A 17,670-nucleotide genomic window follows, 5' to 3' on the forward strand; every position below is an offset into this window, starting at 1 on the left:
GGCGATGACCCCGACCGTCGGCTCGGCCATCCCGGCGCTCGCCGCCGCTGCTCCCGGCCGTGCGGCGCTGGTCTGCGACGAGCAGGTGCTCACCCGCGCGCGCCTTGCCGAGGGCGTCGGCGGGCTGGCGGCGTGGCTGGCGGCGCGCACCGCGCCGGGCGCGGGCATCGCGCTGGCCATGGGCAATGCGCCGGGTCTGGTCGAAGCGTTCCTCGCCTGTGCGGTCAGCGGCCGGCAGGCCCTCGTCTATGATCCCGGCTGGCCCGCGCCCTACCGCGCCGCCATCGACGCCGCGCTCGCCCCGGCGCTGACGCTGGAGGCGCTGCCCGAGGTCGCCCCCGCGCCGTTTCCGCCGTCCCCAATGCCGGGCGCGGCGTTCTATGTCGGCTTCACCTCCGGTTCCACCGGCCTGCCCAAGGGCTACCGGCGTTCGCACCGCTCCTGGGTCGACAGCTTCATGGCGAGCGAGGTGGAGTTCGGCCTCGGTGAGGACGACGTGATCCTGGCGCCGGGCGGGCTGGCCGCCTCGCTGCATCTTTACGGCGTGGTCCATGCGCTGCACATCGGTGCGCGGGCGGTGATGCTGCGCCAGTTCCACCCGCGCCGCGTGCTGCGGCTCATCGCCCGGCACGGCGTCACCGCGCTCTATGCCACCCCCACCCAGCTGCAGATGCTGGTCGAGGCCGGCGCGGGCGAGCGTTTCCCGACGCTGCGCCGGCTGATGATCTCGGGCGCCAAATGGCGGCCGGAGACCCGTGCCGCGACGCGGGCGCTGTTTCCCAATGCCGGCATCGCCGAATTCTACGGCGCCTCGGAAACCAGCTTCATCACCATCGCCCACCCTGAAGAGGCGGTGCCGCCGGGCTCGGTCGGCCGCGCTGCCCACGGCGTCGCCCTGCGCATCCGCGACGCGCAGGGCCGCGACCTCAAGGTCGGCGAGGCGGGGGCGATCTGGGTCGGCAGTTCCATGCTGTTCGACGACTACGCCTGCGGCCACGCCCCGGAGACCCGCCGGGAGGGCGGCTTCCTCACCATTGGCGACCATGGGAGGCTGGACGCGGCGGGGTTCCTTTATCTGCACGGGCGCGAGAAGCGCATGCTCGTCACCTCCGGCCTCAATGTCTATCCCGAGGAGGTGGAGGCGGTGCTGGCCAGCCTGCCCGGCATCGAAGAGGCCGCGGTGTTCGGTCTGCCGGATGATTTGCGCGGGGTCGAGCTGGTGGCGGTGCTGCGCGGCGTGCTCGATGAGCCGGCCCTGCGCGCCGCCTGCCGGGCGCTGTTGCCGGCGGCGAAGATTCCCCGCCGTTTCCTCAGCCTGGAGGATTGGCCGCGCACCTCCGGCGGCAAGGCCGATCTGCGGGCGCTGGAGGCGATCGCCCGCGAGAGGCTGGCACGATGAGCGGCGCCTTTATCCTCGCCGCCCGCCGCACGGCGGTCGCCCCGCGCGGCGGCGCCTTTCGGGCCGTGGAAGCGCACGACCTCGCCGCCCCGGTGCTGCGCGCCTGCCTCAGTGACGCTGGCCGCGCGCCGCACGAGGTCGAACACGTCATTCTCGGCAATGCCCTGTCGGGCGGGGGCAATGTCGCCCGCCTCGCCGCGCTGGCGGCGGGATTGCCGGCAAGCGTGCCGGCGCTGACGCTGGACACGCAATGCTGTTCCGGGCTCGATGCCATCCAACTGGCGGCGCGCATGGTCGAAGCGGGCGCGGCCGAACTCGTGCTCGCCGGCGGGGTGGAGAGCTTCAGCCGCTCGCCTTTGCGCGCCGTGCGGCCGAAGGCGAAAGGCGAGGCGCCGGTTTTCTACGACCGGCCGCCCTTCACCCCCTGGCCGGCGCGCGACCCCGACATGATCGAGGTTCTGGCAAAGGCGGCGCGCGGCCTCAGCCGGGCCGAGCAGGCGGCCTTCGCCATCGAGAGCCACGCCAAGGCGCTGGCGGCGCGCGCCCGGCTGGAAGCGGAGATCGTGCCGGTGGCGGGCCTTTCCTTCGACAGCTTCACCCGCGCGCTCACCCCGGCTTTGTGCGCCCGCGCGCCGGTGCTCTACCGCGAGGGCGAGACGGAATTGGACGCGGCCGGCGTGGCGGTGGAGGCGGACGCCGCCGCTGTGGTGCTGGTGGCCTCACAGGAATGGGCGGAGCGGCGCCTGCATGTCGGCCGCCCGGTGTGCGAGGTGTTCTATGCCCGCTCCTTCGCCGCCGCGCCGGAAGACCCGCCGGCGGCGATCGACCGGGCGCTGGCGGAGACCGCTCGTGACACCGCTTTCGTGGACATCGACAATACGAGCCTTGGTTTCATGCTGGAGTGGAGCCAGATCTCCGTCGTCGAACTGATGGAAGCCTCGGCCGGGCAGGCGCTGAAGAACTGCCGATGGAACAGCCTCGATCCCGCCACCCTCAATCGCGGCGGCGGGGCGCTGGCGCGCGGCCACCCCATCGGCGCCTCCGGGGCGATCCTCGCCGTGCGCCTGTTCCATGAGCTGGCGGGCGAGGCACCCGGCGCGCTCGGCCTCGCCGCCATCGCCGCGGCCGGCGGGCTGGGCAGCGCGCTCATGTTGCAACGCGTCTAAACAGCCGTTTGCGGCGCCCCCCTTCCTTGTGCAGGATGCGGGACGAATCGTCCGCAGAAGACGCTCATTTGTTCCCGGGAGAGGGTCGCCGGCCGCATGAACGCGATTTCCTCACGCCAGCAGGACATTCTCGTGCTGGCGCGCGCGCAGGGACGGGTGAGCGTCGAGGACCTCTCCGGCCGCTTCGACGTGTCGCCCCAGACCATCCGCAAGGACCTCAACGATCTGTGCGTGCGGCGGCTGATGTCGCGCGTGCATGGCGGCGCCGTGGTCGCTTCCGGCGTCGAGAACCTCGCCTATGAGGCGCGCCGCGCGATGGCGCAGGGCGCCAAGCGCGCCATCGCCGAGGCGGCCGCCAGCATGGTGCCCAACCGCGCCTCGCTGTTCATCAATATCGGCACCACCACCGAGGAGGTCGCCCGGGCGCTGGCCGACCACGAGGATTTGCTGGTCATCACCAATAACCTCAACGTCGCCACGCTGCTCTACCGCCATCCCAGGATCGAGCTGATCATGGCCGGCGGCCCGGTGCGCCATGCCGACGGGGCGGTGATCGGCTCGGCGGCGGTGGATTTCGTGCGCCAGTTCCGCGTCGACTACGCCGTCATCGGCGCCTCGGCGATCGAGGAGGACGGCACGCTGCTCGATTTCGACTACCGCGAGGTGCAGGTCGCCCGCGCCATCATCGACAATGCCCGCCAGATCATCCTGGTCGCCGACCGCTCCAAGCTGGAGCGCACCGCGCCGGTGCGCATCGGCTCGATGTCCGAGGTCGACACCTTCGTCACCGACACCGTATCGTCGCCGGAGCTGCGTCATGTCTGCCAGCGCGAGCAGGTGGAACTGATCGAGGTCGGGTCGCTTGACGAGGACGGGTTCTGATAACCCCGCATTGCAACATCAGGGTGGTTAGCCTCCGGGCCTGCCTGCCCTAAACTCGCCGTCCGCCGGCGCCTGATCCGCGAACGCCGTTCGTTTTCGCGGGCGGAACAGGTGCCTGGGACCCGCGCTCTGCCGCCGGAGGAGAGACGAATGGAACTGCGCCGCCTCGGACGCTCCGATATTCTGGTCCCGCCGCTGTGCATCGGCGGCAACGTGTTCGGCTGGACCGCCGACGAGACCGCCTCCTTCCGCCTGCTCGACGCGCTGTTCGAGGCCGGATTCGGCTTCATCGACACCGCCGACGTCTATTCGCGCTGGGTCGACGGGCACCGGGGCGGCGAATCCGAGACCATCATCGGAAAGTGGATGAAGGCGCGCGGCAACCGCGACCGGCTGGTCATCGCCACCAAGGTCGGCGCCGATATGGGGCAGGGCAGGGTCAATCTCGGCCCCGGCTACATCAGGACTGCCATCGAGGCCTCGCTGGCCCGGCTGCAGACCGATTATATCGACCTCTACCAGTCGCATTACGACGATCCCGACACCCCCTTCGAGGAGGTGCTCGGCGCCTATGACGAACTGGTCCGGGCCGGCAAGGTGCGGCTCATCGGCGCCTCCAACCTCTCCGCCCCCCGGCTGTTCGAGGCGCTGGCCGTCTCCACCCGGGAGAAGCTGCCGCGCTACGAGACGCTGCAGCCCGAGTACAATCTCTACGCGCGCGCCGGCTATGAGGCCGATATCGAGCCGGTCTGCGCCGCCAACGGGCTCGGCGTCATCCCCTATTTCTCGCTCGCCGCCGGCTTCCTCACCGGCAAGTATCGCAGCCGGGCCGATGCGCAGAAGAGCGTGCGCGGGCGCTCGCTGGTCGACAAATACCTCAACCCCCGGGGCGAGGGCATCCTCGCCGCGCTGGACGAGGTGGCCGCGACCCATGGCGCCACCCCCACCCGGGTGGCACTGGCCTGGGTGATGGCGCGCCCCAGCATCACGGCGGCCATCGCCAGCGCCTCGCGCATCGAGCAGCTCGCCGACCTGATCGCCAGTGCCGACCTCACGCTCACCGGTGCCGACATGGCGCGCCTCGACAAGGCCAGCGCCTGGAAGGAATAGGACCATGGCGACCCAGTCCCCGGCCGCAATCGCGCGCTTCATCGAGGCCGGGCGGGGCACCGCCCCGGCCGATCTGGTGATCAGGGGCGTCCGCCTGCTGGACGTCATCACCGGCACGATCACCCAGACCGACATCGCCATGGTCGGCGAGCGCATCGTCGGCACCTATGGCAGCTATCAGGGCGCGCGGGAGATCGACGGGGCCGGCCTGTTCGCCGTTCCCGGCTTCATCGACACCCATCTGCATGTCGAATCCTCGCTGGTCACCCCGCTGGAATTCGACCGCTGCGTGCTGCCGCACGGCATCACCACGGCGATCTGCGACCCGCACGAGATCGCCAATGTGCTCGGCATGGAAGGTATCGCCTATTTCCAGCGCTGCGCCGAGCACACCATCATGGACCTGCGGGTGCAGCTCTCCTCCTGCGTGCCGGCCACCTCCTTCGAAACTGCCGGCGCCGAGCTGGCGGCGCCCGACCTCGCTCTGCTGCGCGGCCATCAATCCGGCATCGGGCTGGCCGAATTCATGAACTTCCCCGGCGTGCTGTTCGCCGACGAGGGGTGCCTGGCCAAGCTCTCGTTGTTCTCGGACGGCCATATAGACGGCCACGCGCCTCTGTTGCGCGGCCTCGATCTCAACGGCTACATCGCCGCCGGCATCCGCACCGAGCACGAGGCGACCTCGCTGGAGGAAGCGCGCGAGAAGCTGATGAAGGGCATGTCGGTGCTCATCCGCGAGGGTTCGGTCTCAAAGGACCTGCACGCGCTGATCCCGCTGATCACGCCCGATACGTCCGCCTTTCTCGGCTTCTGCACCGACGACCGCAACCCGCTCGACATCGCCGAGGAGGGGCATCTCGACTACATGATCCGCGAGGCGATCCGCCACGGCGCGCCGCTGCACCATGTCTACCGGGTGGCGAGCTGGTCGGCGGCCAACGCCTTCGGGCTGAGGGATCGCGGCCTTATCGCCCCCGGGCGGCGGGCGGACATCGTGCTGGTCGACGATCTGCAGGCCTGTTCGGTCCGCCACGTCATCTCCGCCGGGCGGCTGGTGACGCCGGAACTGTTCGCGGCGCGCGGCAGCGTGGCCCCGGTGGGCCTCGATTCGGTGAAGGCTCGCACGGTGACGGCGGCGGATTTCGCCATTCCCGCCCATGAGCGCGCCACAAGGGTCATCGGCGTGGTGCCGGGGCGCATCATCACCGAGGACCTGCATTTCGACCTGGAACTGGTCGGCGGCGAGAAACAGGTCGATCTGGAGAAGGATGCGGTGAAGGTCTGCGTCGTCGAGCGGCACGGGCGCAATGGCAATGTCGGCCGCGGCTTCGTGCACGGTTTCGGCATGAAGCGCGGCGCCATCGCCTCCTCGGTCGGCCATGACAGCCACAACATCACCGTGGTCGGCGTCGACGAGGCCGACATGGCGCTGGCGGTGAACCGGCTGATCGCGCTGCGCGGCGGCTTCGCGGTGGCGCAGGGCGGCGTGGTGACCGCCGAACTCGCTTTGCCGGTGGCGGGGCTGATGGCGGACACCTCGTTCGAAGAGGTGCACGACGCGCTCATCCCGCTGCGCGCGGCGGCGAAGGCGCTGGGCGTGGTGCTGGCCGAGCCGTTCCTGCAGGTCGCCTTCCTGCCGCTGCCGGTGATTCCGCATCTCAAGATCACCGATTTCGGCATGTTCGACGTCGACGCCTTCGCCCTGCTTGAGTCGCAGCGGCCCCCGGCCGGCAACGGCTGACGCGGCCCGCGCGGCGGCCCGGCCCGGCCCGGCAGGCGCTGCCCCCCAAGCCGCCGGCGCAGCGGCGAATAAGGCGTGAATAGGCCGACCCGTCCGTCTCCCCGGGAGGCGGGCGCTGGGCCGCCGGTGGCGCCGGCCATCGCGTCATTTATGACATTTCAATGTGTTAAGGCGCTTTTTCGCGCCTAAAGGGCGGTATCGGTTAGGGTCCGCGCCCGACCCTGTGATAGGCAGGGTTGCCCTGTGACCGCCGTCCCGGCGCCGTCAAGTTTCCACAATGTGTTGCGCGGACCACGATGAAATTCATTCCAATTCGTGTTCTCCTGCGGCAGGGGTTCGGGCTGATGCCTTCGGATGAGAGGCTCCGCGCGGCAGGGCGAGGATCGGTCGTGAGGGGGGCAGCGTGAGGTCGAGGGGATTAGTCGGGCTGCGCGCAGCCGCCGCTCCGTGTGTCGTTTGGCCAACGGTCGTTTGGACCGGGCTCGCCTGGCCTGGGGCCGCGTGGGCCGAAGGCTTCCTGGAGCCAGCGGGGCCGATCGCTTCGGCGCAGCTCTCGCATTTCGGTACGATCAGCGCGCTGATGCTCATCGTCATCGTGCCGATGTTCGTGGCCTTGCCGCTCGTGCTGTGGCGCTACCGCCGCGGCGGCAAGGGCACCTACCGGCCGGACTGGGAGTTCAACTGGGGCCTTGAGCTGTTGATCTGGGGCGTCCCGGTCGCCCTTGTCGTCGCCCTCGGCACGGCGCTGTGGCGGCAGACGATCCTGGGCGATCCCTACCGGGCGCTCGGCCCCGACCCGCTGGTGGTGGAAGTCGTCTCTCTCGACTGGAAGTTCCTGTTCCTCTACCCCGAACAGGGCGTGGCGACGCTCGACCTGCTCGCTTTGCCGGAAGACCGCCCGGTCACGCTCAAGCTGACCAGCGGCACGGTGATGCAGTCCTTCATCATTCCCCGCCTCGCCGGCCAGATCTACGCCATGGCGGGCATGCAGACGCAGCTCAACCTGATCGCCGACGAGGCCGGCGACTTCGTCGGGCGCAACACCCAGTATAACGGCCTCGGCTTCGCCACCCAGTCCTTCACCACAAGGGTGTTGAGCCCGGACGACTTCGAGCGCTGGGTCGAGACGACGAAGGCGCAGGGAACCGCGCTCGACGCCGCCGGCTATGCCGGGCTGCTGCCGCCCTCGGTGGTGAGCGAGCCGGTGCTCTACGGCCAGTTCACCCCGGGCCTGTTCGACCAGGTGATGGCGGGTTTCGCGCCCGGCATGTTCCATCGCGGCACGAACCATACTGATATGTCCGAGCGCCACGGCGCGGCGGGAATGGCCGCCGCGCCGGCCCCGCATCAGGGCCATGACCACACGCCGGAGGCCGCGCAATGAACTGGGAGCTCATATTCGGCCAGATCAAGTGGACCTCCTTCGTCTTCGCCGGGATGATCGAGAATCCCTCGCTCAGCGAGGCCATCGCCTCGGGCGCCGGGTCCATCGCGGTGCTGGGCGCACTCGCCACCGTGGTCCTGCTGACGGTCAAGGGCTGGTGGGTGCCGCTGTGGCGCGACTGGCTCACCAGTATCGACCACAAGAAGGTCGGCATCATGTACATCGCCATCGCGCTGGTGATGTTCGCCCGCGCGGTGATCGAGGCGGCGCTGATGCGCGCCCAGCAGCTTTCCGCCACCGATAGCGGCGGCTTCCTGTCCGCAGACCATTTCGGGCAGCTGTTCAGCACCCACGGCACCATCATGATCTTCTTCGTGGCGATGCCGTTCATCACCGGGCTGATGAACTATGTCATGCCGCTGCAGATCGGCGCCCGCGACGTGTCGTTCCCGCTGCTCAACGCCATCTCGCTGATGCTGACCATGGCCGGGGCCATCCTCATCATGGTGTCGCTGGTGGTCGGCCAGTTCTCCACCGGCGGCTGGAGCGCCTATCCGCCCTTCACCGGCATCGAGTTCAGCCCGGGCGAGGGGGTCGACTACTGGATCTGGGCGGTGTCGCTGGGCTCCATCGGCTCGACGCTGACCGGGCTCAACTTCGCGGTGACGATCTACAAGAAGCGCTGCCCCGGCATGACGCTGTTCCGCATGCCGCTGTTCACCTGGACGACGCTGTGCACGTCGATCCTGATGATCTTCGCCATGGCGCCGCTGACCGCCGCCACCGCCATGCTCGCGCTCGACCGCTATGCCGGCTTCCATTTCTTCACGAATGGCGACGGCGGCAACATGATGAACTACGCCAACCTGTTCTGGCTGTTCGGCCATCCGGAGGTGTACATCCTCATCCTGCCGGCCTTCGGCGTCTGGTCCGAGGTGGTCGCCACCTTCTCCAGCAAGCGCATCTATGGCTACACCTCGCTGGTCTACGCCACCATGTGCATCGCCGTGCTCTCCTTCGCGGTGTGGCTGCACCACTTCTTCACCATGGGCCAGAGCGCCAATGTGAACGCCATGTTCGGCATCGCCACGATGGTGATCGGCGTGCCGACGGGGGTGAAGGTCTATGACTGGCTGCTGACCATGGTCGGCGGGCGCATCCGCTTCACCACGCCGATGCTGTTCCACATCAATTTCCTGCTCACCTTCATCCTCGGCGGCATGACCGGGGTGCTGCTGGCCAATCCCGGCATCGACTTCCAGGTCCACAACACGCTGTTCCTGGTGGCGCATTTCCACAACATGATCATTCCCGGCGTGCTGTTCGGCATGTTCGCGGCGGTGCAGTTCTGGTTCCCGAAGATGTTCGGCTTCCGGCTGCATGAGGGGCTGGGCCGGGCCTCGTTCTGGTGCTTCGCCCCGGGCTTCCTGCTGGCCTTCTTTCCGCTCTACTGGCTGGGGCTGATGGGCGCGACCCGGCGCACCTATATGTGGACGGACCCCGACTACCTGCCCTGGCTCGCCCTCGCCATGGCCGGCGCCGCGCTCATCCTCGCCGGCTTCGCGCTGATGGTGGCGCAGATCGTGGTCTCGGTGCGCCAGCGCGCGCAGCTCGCCGCCCCGCTGGGCGACCCGTGGGACGGGCGAGCGCTGGAATGGTCGATTCCCTCGCCGCCGCCGGAATGGAACTTCGCCGTGCTGCCGCAGGTCACGGCGCGCGATGCCTTCTACGAGGCCAAGAAGGCCGGCACCGCCTATCGCTCGCCGGCCGCCTATGCGGACATCGAGGTGCCGCGCAACACCGCGACGGCGCCGCTGATCGGGCTGTTCGCCTGCGCCTGGGCGTTCGGTCTGGTCTGGCACATCTGGTGGCTGGTGGTGGTGTCCTTCGTGCTCATCTGGGCCGTGGTCATCGCCCGCTCGTTCCAGACCGACACCGAGGAGACCGTGCCCGCCGCGACGGTGAAGGCGGCGAACGAGGCGTTCCTCGCCGCCGCACGTGCCACCCCGGGCGTGAGCCGCGAGCGGGAGATGACATCCGACAATCGGGGCCGGGCGCTGCCGGAAGGGCTGGAGGGCCGTGCCGGCCCGGCCTCCCCCGGCGCCGCGGTGGAGGTGCTGCCATGAGCCTTTCCGAACGCCTTCACCCCGGGCTGAACCTCGCCGGCACCGATCCCGAAAGCCATGTGGCCGCCGAAGAGGTGCTGTTCGGCTTCTGGATCTTCCTGATGAGCGATCTGGTGCTGTTCGCAGTGCTGTTCGCGACCTATGCGGCGATGAGCGTGCAGGGCATCGCCGAAGGCCCCGGGCCCGCCCAGGTGTTCGACCTTACCGCCGCTTTCCTGGAAACGCTGCTGCTGCTGCTCTCCAGCTTCGCCTTCGGCTTCGCCATGCTGGAGATGAAGTACCGCGAGAGCCGGCGCGGCGTGCTGGCCTGGCTGCTCGTCACCGGCGTGCTCGGCGCCGCCTTCGTCGGCATGGAACTGCACGACTACTATGTGATGATCACCCAGCACGCGGCGCCGCCGCAGGCCAGCGGCTTCCTCTCCGCCTATTACCTGCTCACCGGCACCCACGCGCTGCATGTGTCGTCCGGGCTGGTGTGGATGGCGATCATGGCGATCCAGGTCACGGTCATCGGGCTGAACACGCCGGTGAAACTGCGCCTGATGCGCCTCGCGCTGTTCTGGCACATGCTCGACGTGGTCTGGATCGGCATCTTCACCTTCGTCTACCTGTTCGGGGTCGCCTCATGAGCAACCGGATTCCCGCCGACATGCCCCCGGGCGAATACGAGGATGAGGGGCGCGAGCGGCTGAGCTACATGATCGGCCTCGCCCTGGCGCTGGCGCTGACCACGGCCGCGTTCGCGGTGGTGTGGCTGGATCTCCTGAGCGGGGGCGCCGCGCTCGCCGCGCTGGGGGGGCTCGCGTTGATCCAGGCGGTGGTGCACCTGCGCTATTTCCTGCATATCGACCTTCAGCGCTCGCACCGCGACGACCTGCTACTGATCCTGTTCACCGTGCTGATCCTCATCATCATGGTCTCCGGCACCATCTGGATCCTCTACGACCAGCACATCCGCATGATGCCCTGACACACGGACCGGCCGGTGGCCGCGTGGCGCCGGCGGCCGGTCCCGCGCCGTCGCCGCTCGGCCCGTTTCCACGCGGGCGGCGTGTCGGCGCTCGGCTGCCGCCGGGGGCTGGGGTCGGGCGACCGGCCGGGGCTCCCGCCGGGCGACGCGATCTGCTAGACCCGGCCCTCATTTCGGGGATTCCGTGCCGATGGCCCGCCTGCGCTCGACCGTTTTCCTGCTGCTGCTTGTCGTGTGGACGGCTCTGCTGGCCGTGACCATTCCCTATTACGCGCTGCGGAATGCGCCGCCGGCGACGCGCCGTTTCTCGCGCCTCTGGGCCGGGGGGGTGATGGCGATATTGCGCCTCGTCGGGCTTTCCTACCGCACCGTCGGCGGGGCCAACCGGCCGGCCGAGCCGGCGCTCTATGTCGGCAACCACCAGTCCGCCTTCGAGACCATCGCCGCCGCCGTGCTGATCCCTGACGTCGCCATCGTGCTGAAGGAAGAGCTGTACCGCATCCCGGTGTTCGGCTGGTTCCTCAAGCGCTCGCCGATGATCGCCATCGACCGCGCCGGCGGCGCCTCCTCGGTGAAGAAGATGTTCCGCGAGGGCCGCGAGGCCAGCGAACATGGCCGCAACCTGCTGATCTTCCCCGAAGGCACCCGCCGGGCAGTGGACGAGCGGGCCGATTTCCACCGCGGCGTGCTGCTGCTCTACAAGGCGCTGGACCTGCCGGTGGTGCCGATGGTGCACAATGCCGGCCTGTTCTGGCCGGCGCGCAGCTTCGCCATCCGGCCAGGCACCATCACCGTCTCCTATCTGCCGTCCATCCCGCCCGGCCTGCCGGACCGGGAGTTCATGGCCCGGCTGAGCGAGGCGATCTATCACGAGCGCGACCGGCTGGTCGCCGAGGCGGGAGCGATGTCATGAGCGAGGCCGGCATTGTCATCGTCGGCGCCGGGCAGGGCGGTTTCCAGGCCGCCGCCTCGCTGCGCGACTCCGGCTATCAGGGGCGCCTCGTGCTGGTCGGCGACGAGCCGGGCCTGCCCTATCAGCGCCCGCCGCTGTCCAAGGCCTATATGAAGGGCGAGGCCGGCATCGAGCAGATCGAACTGCGCGCGGGCGCCTTCTACGCCGATCACCGCATCGAGCTGGTCAACGCCCGCGCCGCCGCCATCGACCGCGCCGGCCAGCGCCTGCTTCTGGGGCGCGGCGAGGCGCTGCCCTATGCCCATCTCATCCTCGCCACCGGCGCCCGCAACCGACCGCTGCCGGTGCCGGGCCACGACCTCGCCGGGGTGTTCTATCTGCGCACCCGCGCCGATGCCGACGCGCTGCGGGGCCGGCTCGACGAGGCCCGCCGGGTGGTGGTGATCGGCGCCGGCTTCATCGGGCTGGAATTCGCCGCCGTCGCCCGCGCCCTCGGCCATGAGGTGACCGTGCTGGAAGGGGCCAGCCGCGTGCTCGCCCGCGCCGTCTCGCCCGAAATGTCCGCCTTCTTCGCCGACGCCCACGCCGCTATGGGCACGAGGCTGCGGCTCGGCGCCGGCGTCATCGGGCTTCAGGGCAGGGATGGCCACGTCACCGGCGTCGAGACCACCGATGGCGCGGTGCACCCGGCCGATTTCGTGCTGGTCGGCATCGGCGTGGTGCCGAATGTCGAGCTCGCCGCCAAGGCCGGGCTGGAGGTGGCCAACGGCATCGTGGTCGACGCCCATCTCGCCACCGCCGACCCCGCGATTTCGGCGCTGGGCGACGCCGTCGCCTATCCCAGCCGCTTCGCCGCGAAGGACGGCCCTGTCATGGTGCGGCTCGAATCGGTGCAGAACGCCGCCGACCAGGCGCGCAGCCTCGCCCATCGCCTGACCGGCAAGCTGTCGCCGACCGGCGAGCCGGCGCCGTTCGACGCGGTGCCGTGGTTCTGGAGCGACCAGGCCGACCTCAAGCTGCAGATGGTCGGGCTTGCGGGCGCGACCGACGCCGCCGTGCTGCGCGGCGACCCCGCCTCGCGCCGCTTCTCGGTGTTCCGTTTCCGCGACGGCGTGCTCACCGCCATCGAGAGCGTCAACCGTGGCGCCGACCACATGCTCGGCCGCCGCCTGCTCGCCGGCACCCCCGCCCTCACCCCCGCGCAGGCGGGCGACGAGGGCTTCGAGCTGAAGAGCCTGCTGGCGAGGTAGCCCTCCGGCGCCGCGCCGCGCCGGTTCGTTCCCATCGGCCTCATCGGTCCCATCGTCCACCCCTTCGGTCTCATCGTCCACTCCGTCGGTCTCACCCTCCACGGCGGAAACCGGTGCTAGGCGGGCACCGGCCGGGCGTTTAGGATCGGCGGGCACCTGTCCCCTCGGAACTTCCGATGGCTTTCTCGCTGCGCCAGCTCCAGTATTTCGTCGCCGTGGCGGAGAACGGTTCCGTCTCCTCGGCGGCGCACACGCTGTCGATCTCGCAGTCGACGGTGACGGAATCCCTGCGCGAACTGGAGCTTGACCTCGGTTTCAAGCTGCTCGAGCGCCACGCCCGCGGCGCCGATCTCACGCTCAAGGGCCATCACTTCCTGCGCCACGCCCGCAAGATCCTCGGCGACGTGGCGGATGCGCGGCGGGCGCTGGCGGGGGTGGAGGCGGCGGCGCTGACCGGCCGGCTGGCGGTCGGGGTGACACCGCTGGTCGCCGGCTACATCTATTCCGACCTCATCGCCCGCTTCCGCCGCGCCTTTCCCGGCGTCGCCGTGGAGGCGGTGGAGGACGCCGCCGATTATCTGGAGCACCTGCTGGTCGGCGGCGAGCTCGATGTCGCGGTGATGGTGCTGCCGCCGGGCCGCCAGTCGGCGGCGTTGCAGACGCAAGCTGTTGAAATATCACCTTATCGGGTGTGGATGCCGCTCGGCCATCCGGCGCTGGCGGAGGAGCGCGTCTCACTGCGCGACCTCAGCGAGGAGCCGCATGTACTGCTCACCATCGACGAGATTGCCGAGGCCTCGGAAATCGTCTGGCGCCGGCTCGGCATCCGCCCGCCGGTGGCGTTCCGCACCCGCTCGGTCGAGGCGGTGCGCTCGCTGGTGGCGACCGGGGCCGGGGTGGCGGTGCTGCCGGACCTCACCTATCGGCCGTGGTCGCTGGAAGGCGACAAGATCGAGGCCCGCACGCTGATCGACGACGTGCCGGCGGTGGAGGTGGCGACCGCCTGGCGGCGCGGTTCGCCGCTCTCGCCCGCCGCCGCCGGCTTCCTCTCCATCGCCGCGACGCGGCATGGCGGGCGGGGGCGGTAGAGTGCGGGTCTTCTTCGCCGCGCCTGTTTCTCGTTCCCCGACGCGCCCGTCCCAGGCGCCCTCATCCCCGGGCGTGACCCGGGGACCCAGCCTCGCCGCTCTTGCCCGGGAAGAGTCTGGGTGGCCGGGTCGAGCCCGGCCATGAGGGGGCATGGATGCCCATTCCCTACTCATCGATTTTCCCGATATCTGCCTTCTGATCTTTGGTGTGGCGTGAGGTTCGACGCAGCGGCACACTCCCCGCAAAGGGCCGTCAGCGCCCGCAGAACAGAGGGAATCAGACCATGCCGCGCCTCTCCCGTTATCTGCGTCTGCCGGCGCTCGCCGCCAGCGCCTCGCTCGCGTTAAACCCTGTTTTCGCTGCTGAAATGACCTCGGTCGGCAAGGGCGAGGGGCAGGTCGATATCGTCGCCTGGGCCGGCTATATCGAGCGCGGCGATACCGACAAGGCCTATGACTGGGTCACCGATTTCGAGACCAAAACCGGCTGCAAGGTCAATGTGAAGACCGCCGGCACCTCGGACGAGATGGTGGCGCTGATGAACGAGGGCGGTTTCGACCTCGTCACCGCCTCGGGCGATGCCTCGCTGCGCCTCATCGCCGGCAAGAAGGTCGCTCCCGTCAACACCAAGCTGATCCCGAACTGGGGCACGGTGGACGAGCGGTTGCAGGACGCGCCTTGGCACACGGTGAACGGCGTGCACTACGGGGTGCCCTATCAGTGGGGCTCCAACGTGTTGATGTACAACACGGAAGCGTTCAAGGGCGAGGCGCCCAAGAGCTGGAACGTGGTGTTCGAGGAGCAGACGCTGCCGGACGGCAAGTCCAACAAGGGCCGCATCCAGGCCTTTGACGGACCGATCTACATCGCCGACGCCGCGCTCTACCTGATGGCGCACCAGCCCGAGCTGGGGATCAAGGACCCGTACGAGCTGACCGAGGCGCAGTACAAGGCGGCGCTCGACCTGCTGCGCCAGCAACGCAAGATCGTGCAGCGCTACTGGCACGACGCGATGATCCAGATCGACGACTTCACCAATGAGGGCGTCGTCGCCTCGTCCTCCTGGCCGTTCCAGGTCAACCTGCTGCAGAGCGAGAAGAAGCCGATCGCTTCCACCATCCCCTCGGAAGGAGCCACCGGCTGGGCCGATAGCACCATGATGCATGTCGACGCCGCCCATCCCAACTGCGCCTATATGTGGATGGAGCACTCGCTTTCGCCGAAGGTGCAGGGCGACCTCGCCGCCTGGTTCGGCTCGGTGCCCGCCGTCCCCGCCGCCTGCAAGGGCAATGAGCTGCTCGGTGCCGAGGGCTGCAAGACCAACGGCATGGAAGAGTTCGAGCGCATCCATTTCTGGCGCACGCCGGTCGCCAAATGCGCCACCCAGGCGGAAGGCTGCGTGCCCCACTACCGCTGGGTGTCGGACTATATCGCCGTGCTCGGCGGGCGGTAGGAATCGATACAAGCGACGTCATCCTGAGGTGCCCGGGCGAAAGCCCGGGCCTCGAAGGATGTTCACTGAGATCGCCGGCTCGGCATCCTTCGAGGCTCGCTTCGCTCGCACCTCAGGATGACGTGGCGTGCGCCATACGGAATCCCTTCATGCACGCTCACGCCGCTCCCCTCGCCACGCCCGCCGTCCGTCTTGCCGGTGTCGTCAGGCATTTCGGCGCGGTGCGGGCGGTGGATGGCGTCGATCTCGCCATCGCGCCGGGTGAGTTCTTCGCCATGCTCGGCCCGTCCGGCTCGGGCAAGACCACCTGCCTGCGCCTGATCGCCGGGTTCGAGCAGCCGGATGCCGGCCATATCGAGATTTTCGGCGACACGGTGGAGGGCCTGCCGCCCTATCGGCGGGCGGTGAACACGGTGTTCCAGGACTACGCGCTGTTCCCGCACCTCTCGGTCGGTGACAACGTTGCCTATGGCCTGCGGGTTCGGGGCATCGGCCGATCCGAGCGCGATCGGCTGGCCGGCGAGGCGCTGGCCATGGTCAAGCTCGGCGGCATGGAGGCGCGTCGTCCGGCCCAGCTCTCCGGCGGCCAGCGCCAGCGCGTGGCGCTCGCCCGCGCCCTTGTCGTCCGCCCCAAGGTGCTGCTGCTCGACGAGCCGCTCGGCGCGCTCGATCTCAAGCTGCGCGAGGAAATGCAGAGTGAACTGAAGGGGTTGCAGCGCGCGCTCGGTCTCACCTTCGTCTTCGTCACCCACGACCAGGGCGAGGCGCTGTCCATGGCCGACCGCGTCGCCGTGTTCAATGAGGGGCGGATCGTGCAGGTCGGCCCGCCCGAGGCGGTGTATGAGCGGCCGGCGACGCGCTTCGTCGCCGGCTTCGTCGGCTCGGCCAATGTGCTGGACGCCCGGCAGTCGCAGGCGCTCGGCGGGCCGGCGCGTCCCTGCAGCCTGCGGCCGGAGAAAATCCTGCTTCTCGCCCCCGGCGCGCCGGGTCCCGACGGCGCGGTGCTCGTCGCGGCCGAGGTCACCGAGGTGTCCTATCAGGGCCCGGTGCGCCGGGTCAGCGCACGCACCAGCGAGGGGCTGGCGCTCACCGCCGCCGTGCCGGCCGGAACCACCGGCATCATGGCGGGCGCGACCGTTCGGCTCGCTGTGCCGAAGGACGCGGTGCGCCCGATGGAGGGCGAGGAATGAGCCTTGCCACGCGCGATCTTCCCGCGCCGCGCGAGGGCGTGATGCGCCGGCTCTCCGACCCGCTGGTGCGCCATGGCCGGCTGCTGACGCTGCTGCTGCTGGTGCCGCCGCTGCTGTGGCTGGGGCTGGTCTATCTCGGCAGCCTGTTCGTCTTCCTCGCGCAATCGGTTTTTTCGATAGATGAGTTTTCCGGCACCATCGTGCGCGAGCCGACCACGGCGACGCTGCTCGAACTGTTCCGCCCGGCGAATTACGACATCGTGCTGCGCACCATCGGCATTTCATCAGCGGTGACAATGCTTTGCGCGGTCATTGCTTTCCCCATCGCCTATTACGCCGCCCGCTATGCCGGGCCGAAGGTGAAGGCGGCCTTCTACCTCGCGGTGATGATGCCGCTGTGGTCGAGCTATCTGGTCAAGGTCTATGGCTGGAAACTGCTGCTCGCCAAGGAAGGCGCCATCGGCTGGTTCGCCGGCAAGCTCGGCCTCGGCGGCGCGCTGGAGGCGTGGCTGGCGCTACCGCTGGTCGGCGGGCCCTCGCTCTCTGTCAGCTACACCGGCATGGTGCTGACCTTCACCTATCTCTGGCTGCCCTTCATGATCCTGCCGGTGCAAGCGGCGCTGGAGCGGGTGCCTCCGCATCTCATTGAAGCCGCAGGCGATCTTGGCGCCTCGCCTGGCCTCGTCTTCCGTACGGTGATCCTGCCGCTTGCCATGCCCGGCGTGGTGGCGGGAGCGATCTTCACCTTCTCGCTGACTCTGGGCGACTATATCGTGCCGCAGATCATCGGCACCTCGGCGCTGGTGCTGGGGCAGGCGGTGTACACGCTGCAGGGCACGGCCGGGAACATCCCGCTGGCCGCCGCCTTCTCGCTGGTGCCGATCCTCGTCATGGCGCTGTTCCTCACCGTCGCCAAGCGGACGGGAGCGTTCGATGCGCTGTGACGGAAGGGAATTTGGCGGACGGGCATTCCCCGGGTCCCGGATCGGCGTCGCGC

The 17,670-nt window shown here is 69.2% G+C and carries 15 protein-coding genes; all 15 read left to right on the forward strand.

Annotated elements, in window-relative coordinates:
• The first annotated feature begins 4 nt into the window (after positions 1 to 4).
• The 15 genes from KHC23_RS01600 to KHC23_RS01670 all read left to right on the forward strand — a co-directional run bounded on the left by KHC23_RS01600 (position 5) and on the right by KHC23_RS01670 (position 17,617).
• Positions 5 to 1,399 (forward strand): AMP-binding protein, encoded by a 1,395-nt coding sequence (locus tag KHC23_RS01600; RefSeq protein WP_213368691.1) that lies wholly within the window; start codon positions 5 to 7, stop codon positions 1,397 to 1,399.
• Entirely contained in the window at positions 1,396 to 2,565 is a 1,170-nt protein-coding gene (locus KHC23_RS01605; protein WP_213368693.1) for a thiolase family protein, read from the forward strand. Before KHC23_RS01600 ends, KHC23_RS01605 begins: the two co-directional genes overlap by 4 nt.
• Positions 2,566 to 2,661: 96 nt before the next feature.
• The gene (locus tag KHC23_RS01610; protein ID WP_213368695.1) at positions 2,662 to 3,447 is read left to right on the forward strand and encodes a DeoR/GlpR family DNA-binding transcription regulator; all 786 of its coding nucleotides are present in this window, start codon (positions 2,662 to 2,664) and stop codon (positions 3,445 to 3,447) included.
• A 150-nt stretch (positions 3,448 to 3,597) separates the two neighbouring features.
• Positions 3,598 to 4,557: an aldo/keto reductase gene (locus KHC23_RS01615; protein ID WP_213368697.1), complete on the forward strand. Its 960-nt coding sequence runs from the start codon at positions 3,598 to 3,600 to the stop codon at positions 4,555 to 4,557.
• A 4-nt stretch (positions 4,558 to 4,561) separates the two neighbouring features.
• Positions 4,562 to 6,298: an adenine deaminase gene (ade, locus tag KHC23_RS01620; protein ID WP_213368699.1), complete on the forward strand. Its 1,737-nt coding sequence runs from the start codon at positions 4,562 to 4,564 to the stop codon at positions 6,296 to 6,298.
• 580 nt (positions 6,299 to 6,878) lie between these two features.
• Positions 6,879 to 7,682 (forward strand): COX aromatic rich motif-containing protein, encoded by an 804-nt coding sequence (locus KHC23_RS01625; RefSeq protein ID WP_213368701.1) that lies wholly within the window; start codon positions 6,879 to 6,881, stop codon positions 7,680 to 7,682.
• A complete protein-coding gene (locus KHC23_RS01630) occupies positions 7,679 to 9,808 on the forward strand; it encodes a cbb3-type cytochrome c oxidase subunit I (protein ID WP_213368703.1) in 2,130 nt (709 codons plus the stop codon). Before KHC23_RS01625 ends, KHC23_RS01630 begins: the two co-directional genes overlap by 4 nt.
• Positions 9,805 to 10,437 carry a cytochrome c oxidase subunit 3 gene (locus KHC23_RS01635; RefSeq protein ID WP_213368705.1) on the forward strand — a complete coding sequence of 211 codons (633 nt, stop codon included), beginning with the start codon at positions 9,805 to 9,807 and terminating at the stop codon, positions 10,435 to 10,437. Before KHC23_RS01630 ends, KHC23_RS01635 begins: the two co-directional genes overlap by 4 nt.
• Positions 10,434 to 10,778: a cytochrome o ubiquinol oxidase subunit IV gene (gene cyoD, locus KHC23_RS01640; protein ID WP_213368706.1), complete on the forward strand. Its 345-nt coding sequence runs from the start codon at positions 10,434 to 10,436 to the stop codon at positions 10,776 to 10,778. Before KHC23_RS01635 ends, cyoD begins: the two co-directional genes overlap by 4 nt.
• A gap of 190 nt (positions 10,779 to 10,968) precedes the next feature.
• Positions 10,969 to 11,691, forward strand: a complete 723-nt coding sequence (locus KHC23_RS01645; RefSeq protein WP_213368708.1) for a lysophospholipid acyltransferase family protein — start codon at positions 10,969 to 10,971, stop codon at positions 11,689 to 11,691.
• Complete coding sequence (locus tag KHC23_RS01650; protein WP_213368710.1) at positions 11,688 to 12,941, forward strand: NAD(P)/FAD-dependent oxidoreductase; 1,254 nt, start codon at positions 11,688 to 11,690, stop codon at positions 12,939 to 12,941. The genes KHC23_RS01645 and KHC23_RS01650 overlap by 4 nt, the downstream gene beginning before the upstream one ends.
• 176 nt (positions 12,942 to 13,117) lie before the next feature.
• On the forward strand, positions 13,118 to 14,029 hold the full coding sequence (locus KHC23_RS01655) for a LysR family transcriptional regulator (protein ID WP_213368712.1): 912 nt from the start codon (positions 13,118 to 13,120) through the stop codon (positions 14,027 to 14,029).
• A gap of 284 nt (positions 14,030 to 14,313) precedes the next feature.
• The gene (locus KHC23_RS01660; RefSeq protein ID WP_213368714.1) at positions 14,314 to 15,483 is read left to right on the forward strand and encodes an ABC transporter substrate-binding protein; all 1,170 of its coding nucleotides are present in this window, start codon (positions 14,314 to 14,316) and stop codon (positions 15,481 to 15,483) included.
• A 149-nt stretch (positions 15,484 to 15,632) separates the two neighbouring features.
• Positions 15,633 to 16,673 (forward strand): ABC transporter ATP-binding protein, encoded by a 1,041-nt coding sequence (locus KHC23_RS01665; protein ID WP_213368716.1) that lies wholly within the window; start codon positions 15,633 to 15,635, stop codon positions 16,671 to 16,673.
• Positions 16,670 to 17,617, forward strand: a complete 948-nt coding sequence (locus KHC23_RS01670) for an ABC transporter permease (protein WP_213368718.1) — start codon at positions 16,670 to 16,672, stop codon at positions 17,615 to 17,617. Before KHC23_RS01665 ends, KHC23_RS01670 begins: the two co-directional genes overlap by 4 nt.
• The last annotated feature ends 53 nt before the right edge of the window (positions 17,618 to 17,670 follow it).

The organism is Ancylobacter dichloromethanicus, assembly GCF_018390645.1.
In the GTDB taxonomy this organism is placed as follows: Bacteria; Pseudomonadota; Alphaproteobacteria; order Rhizobiales; family Xanthobacteraceae; genus Ancylobacter; species Ancylobacter dichloromethanicus.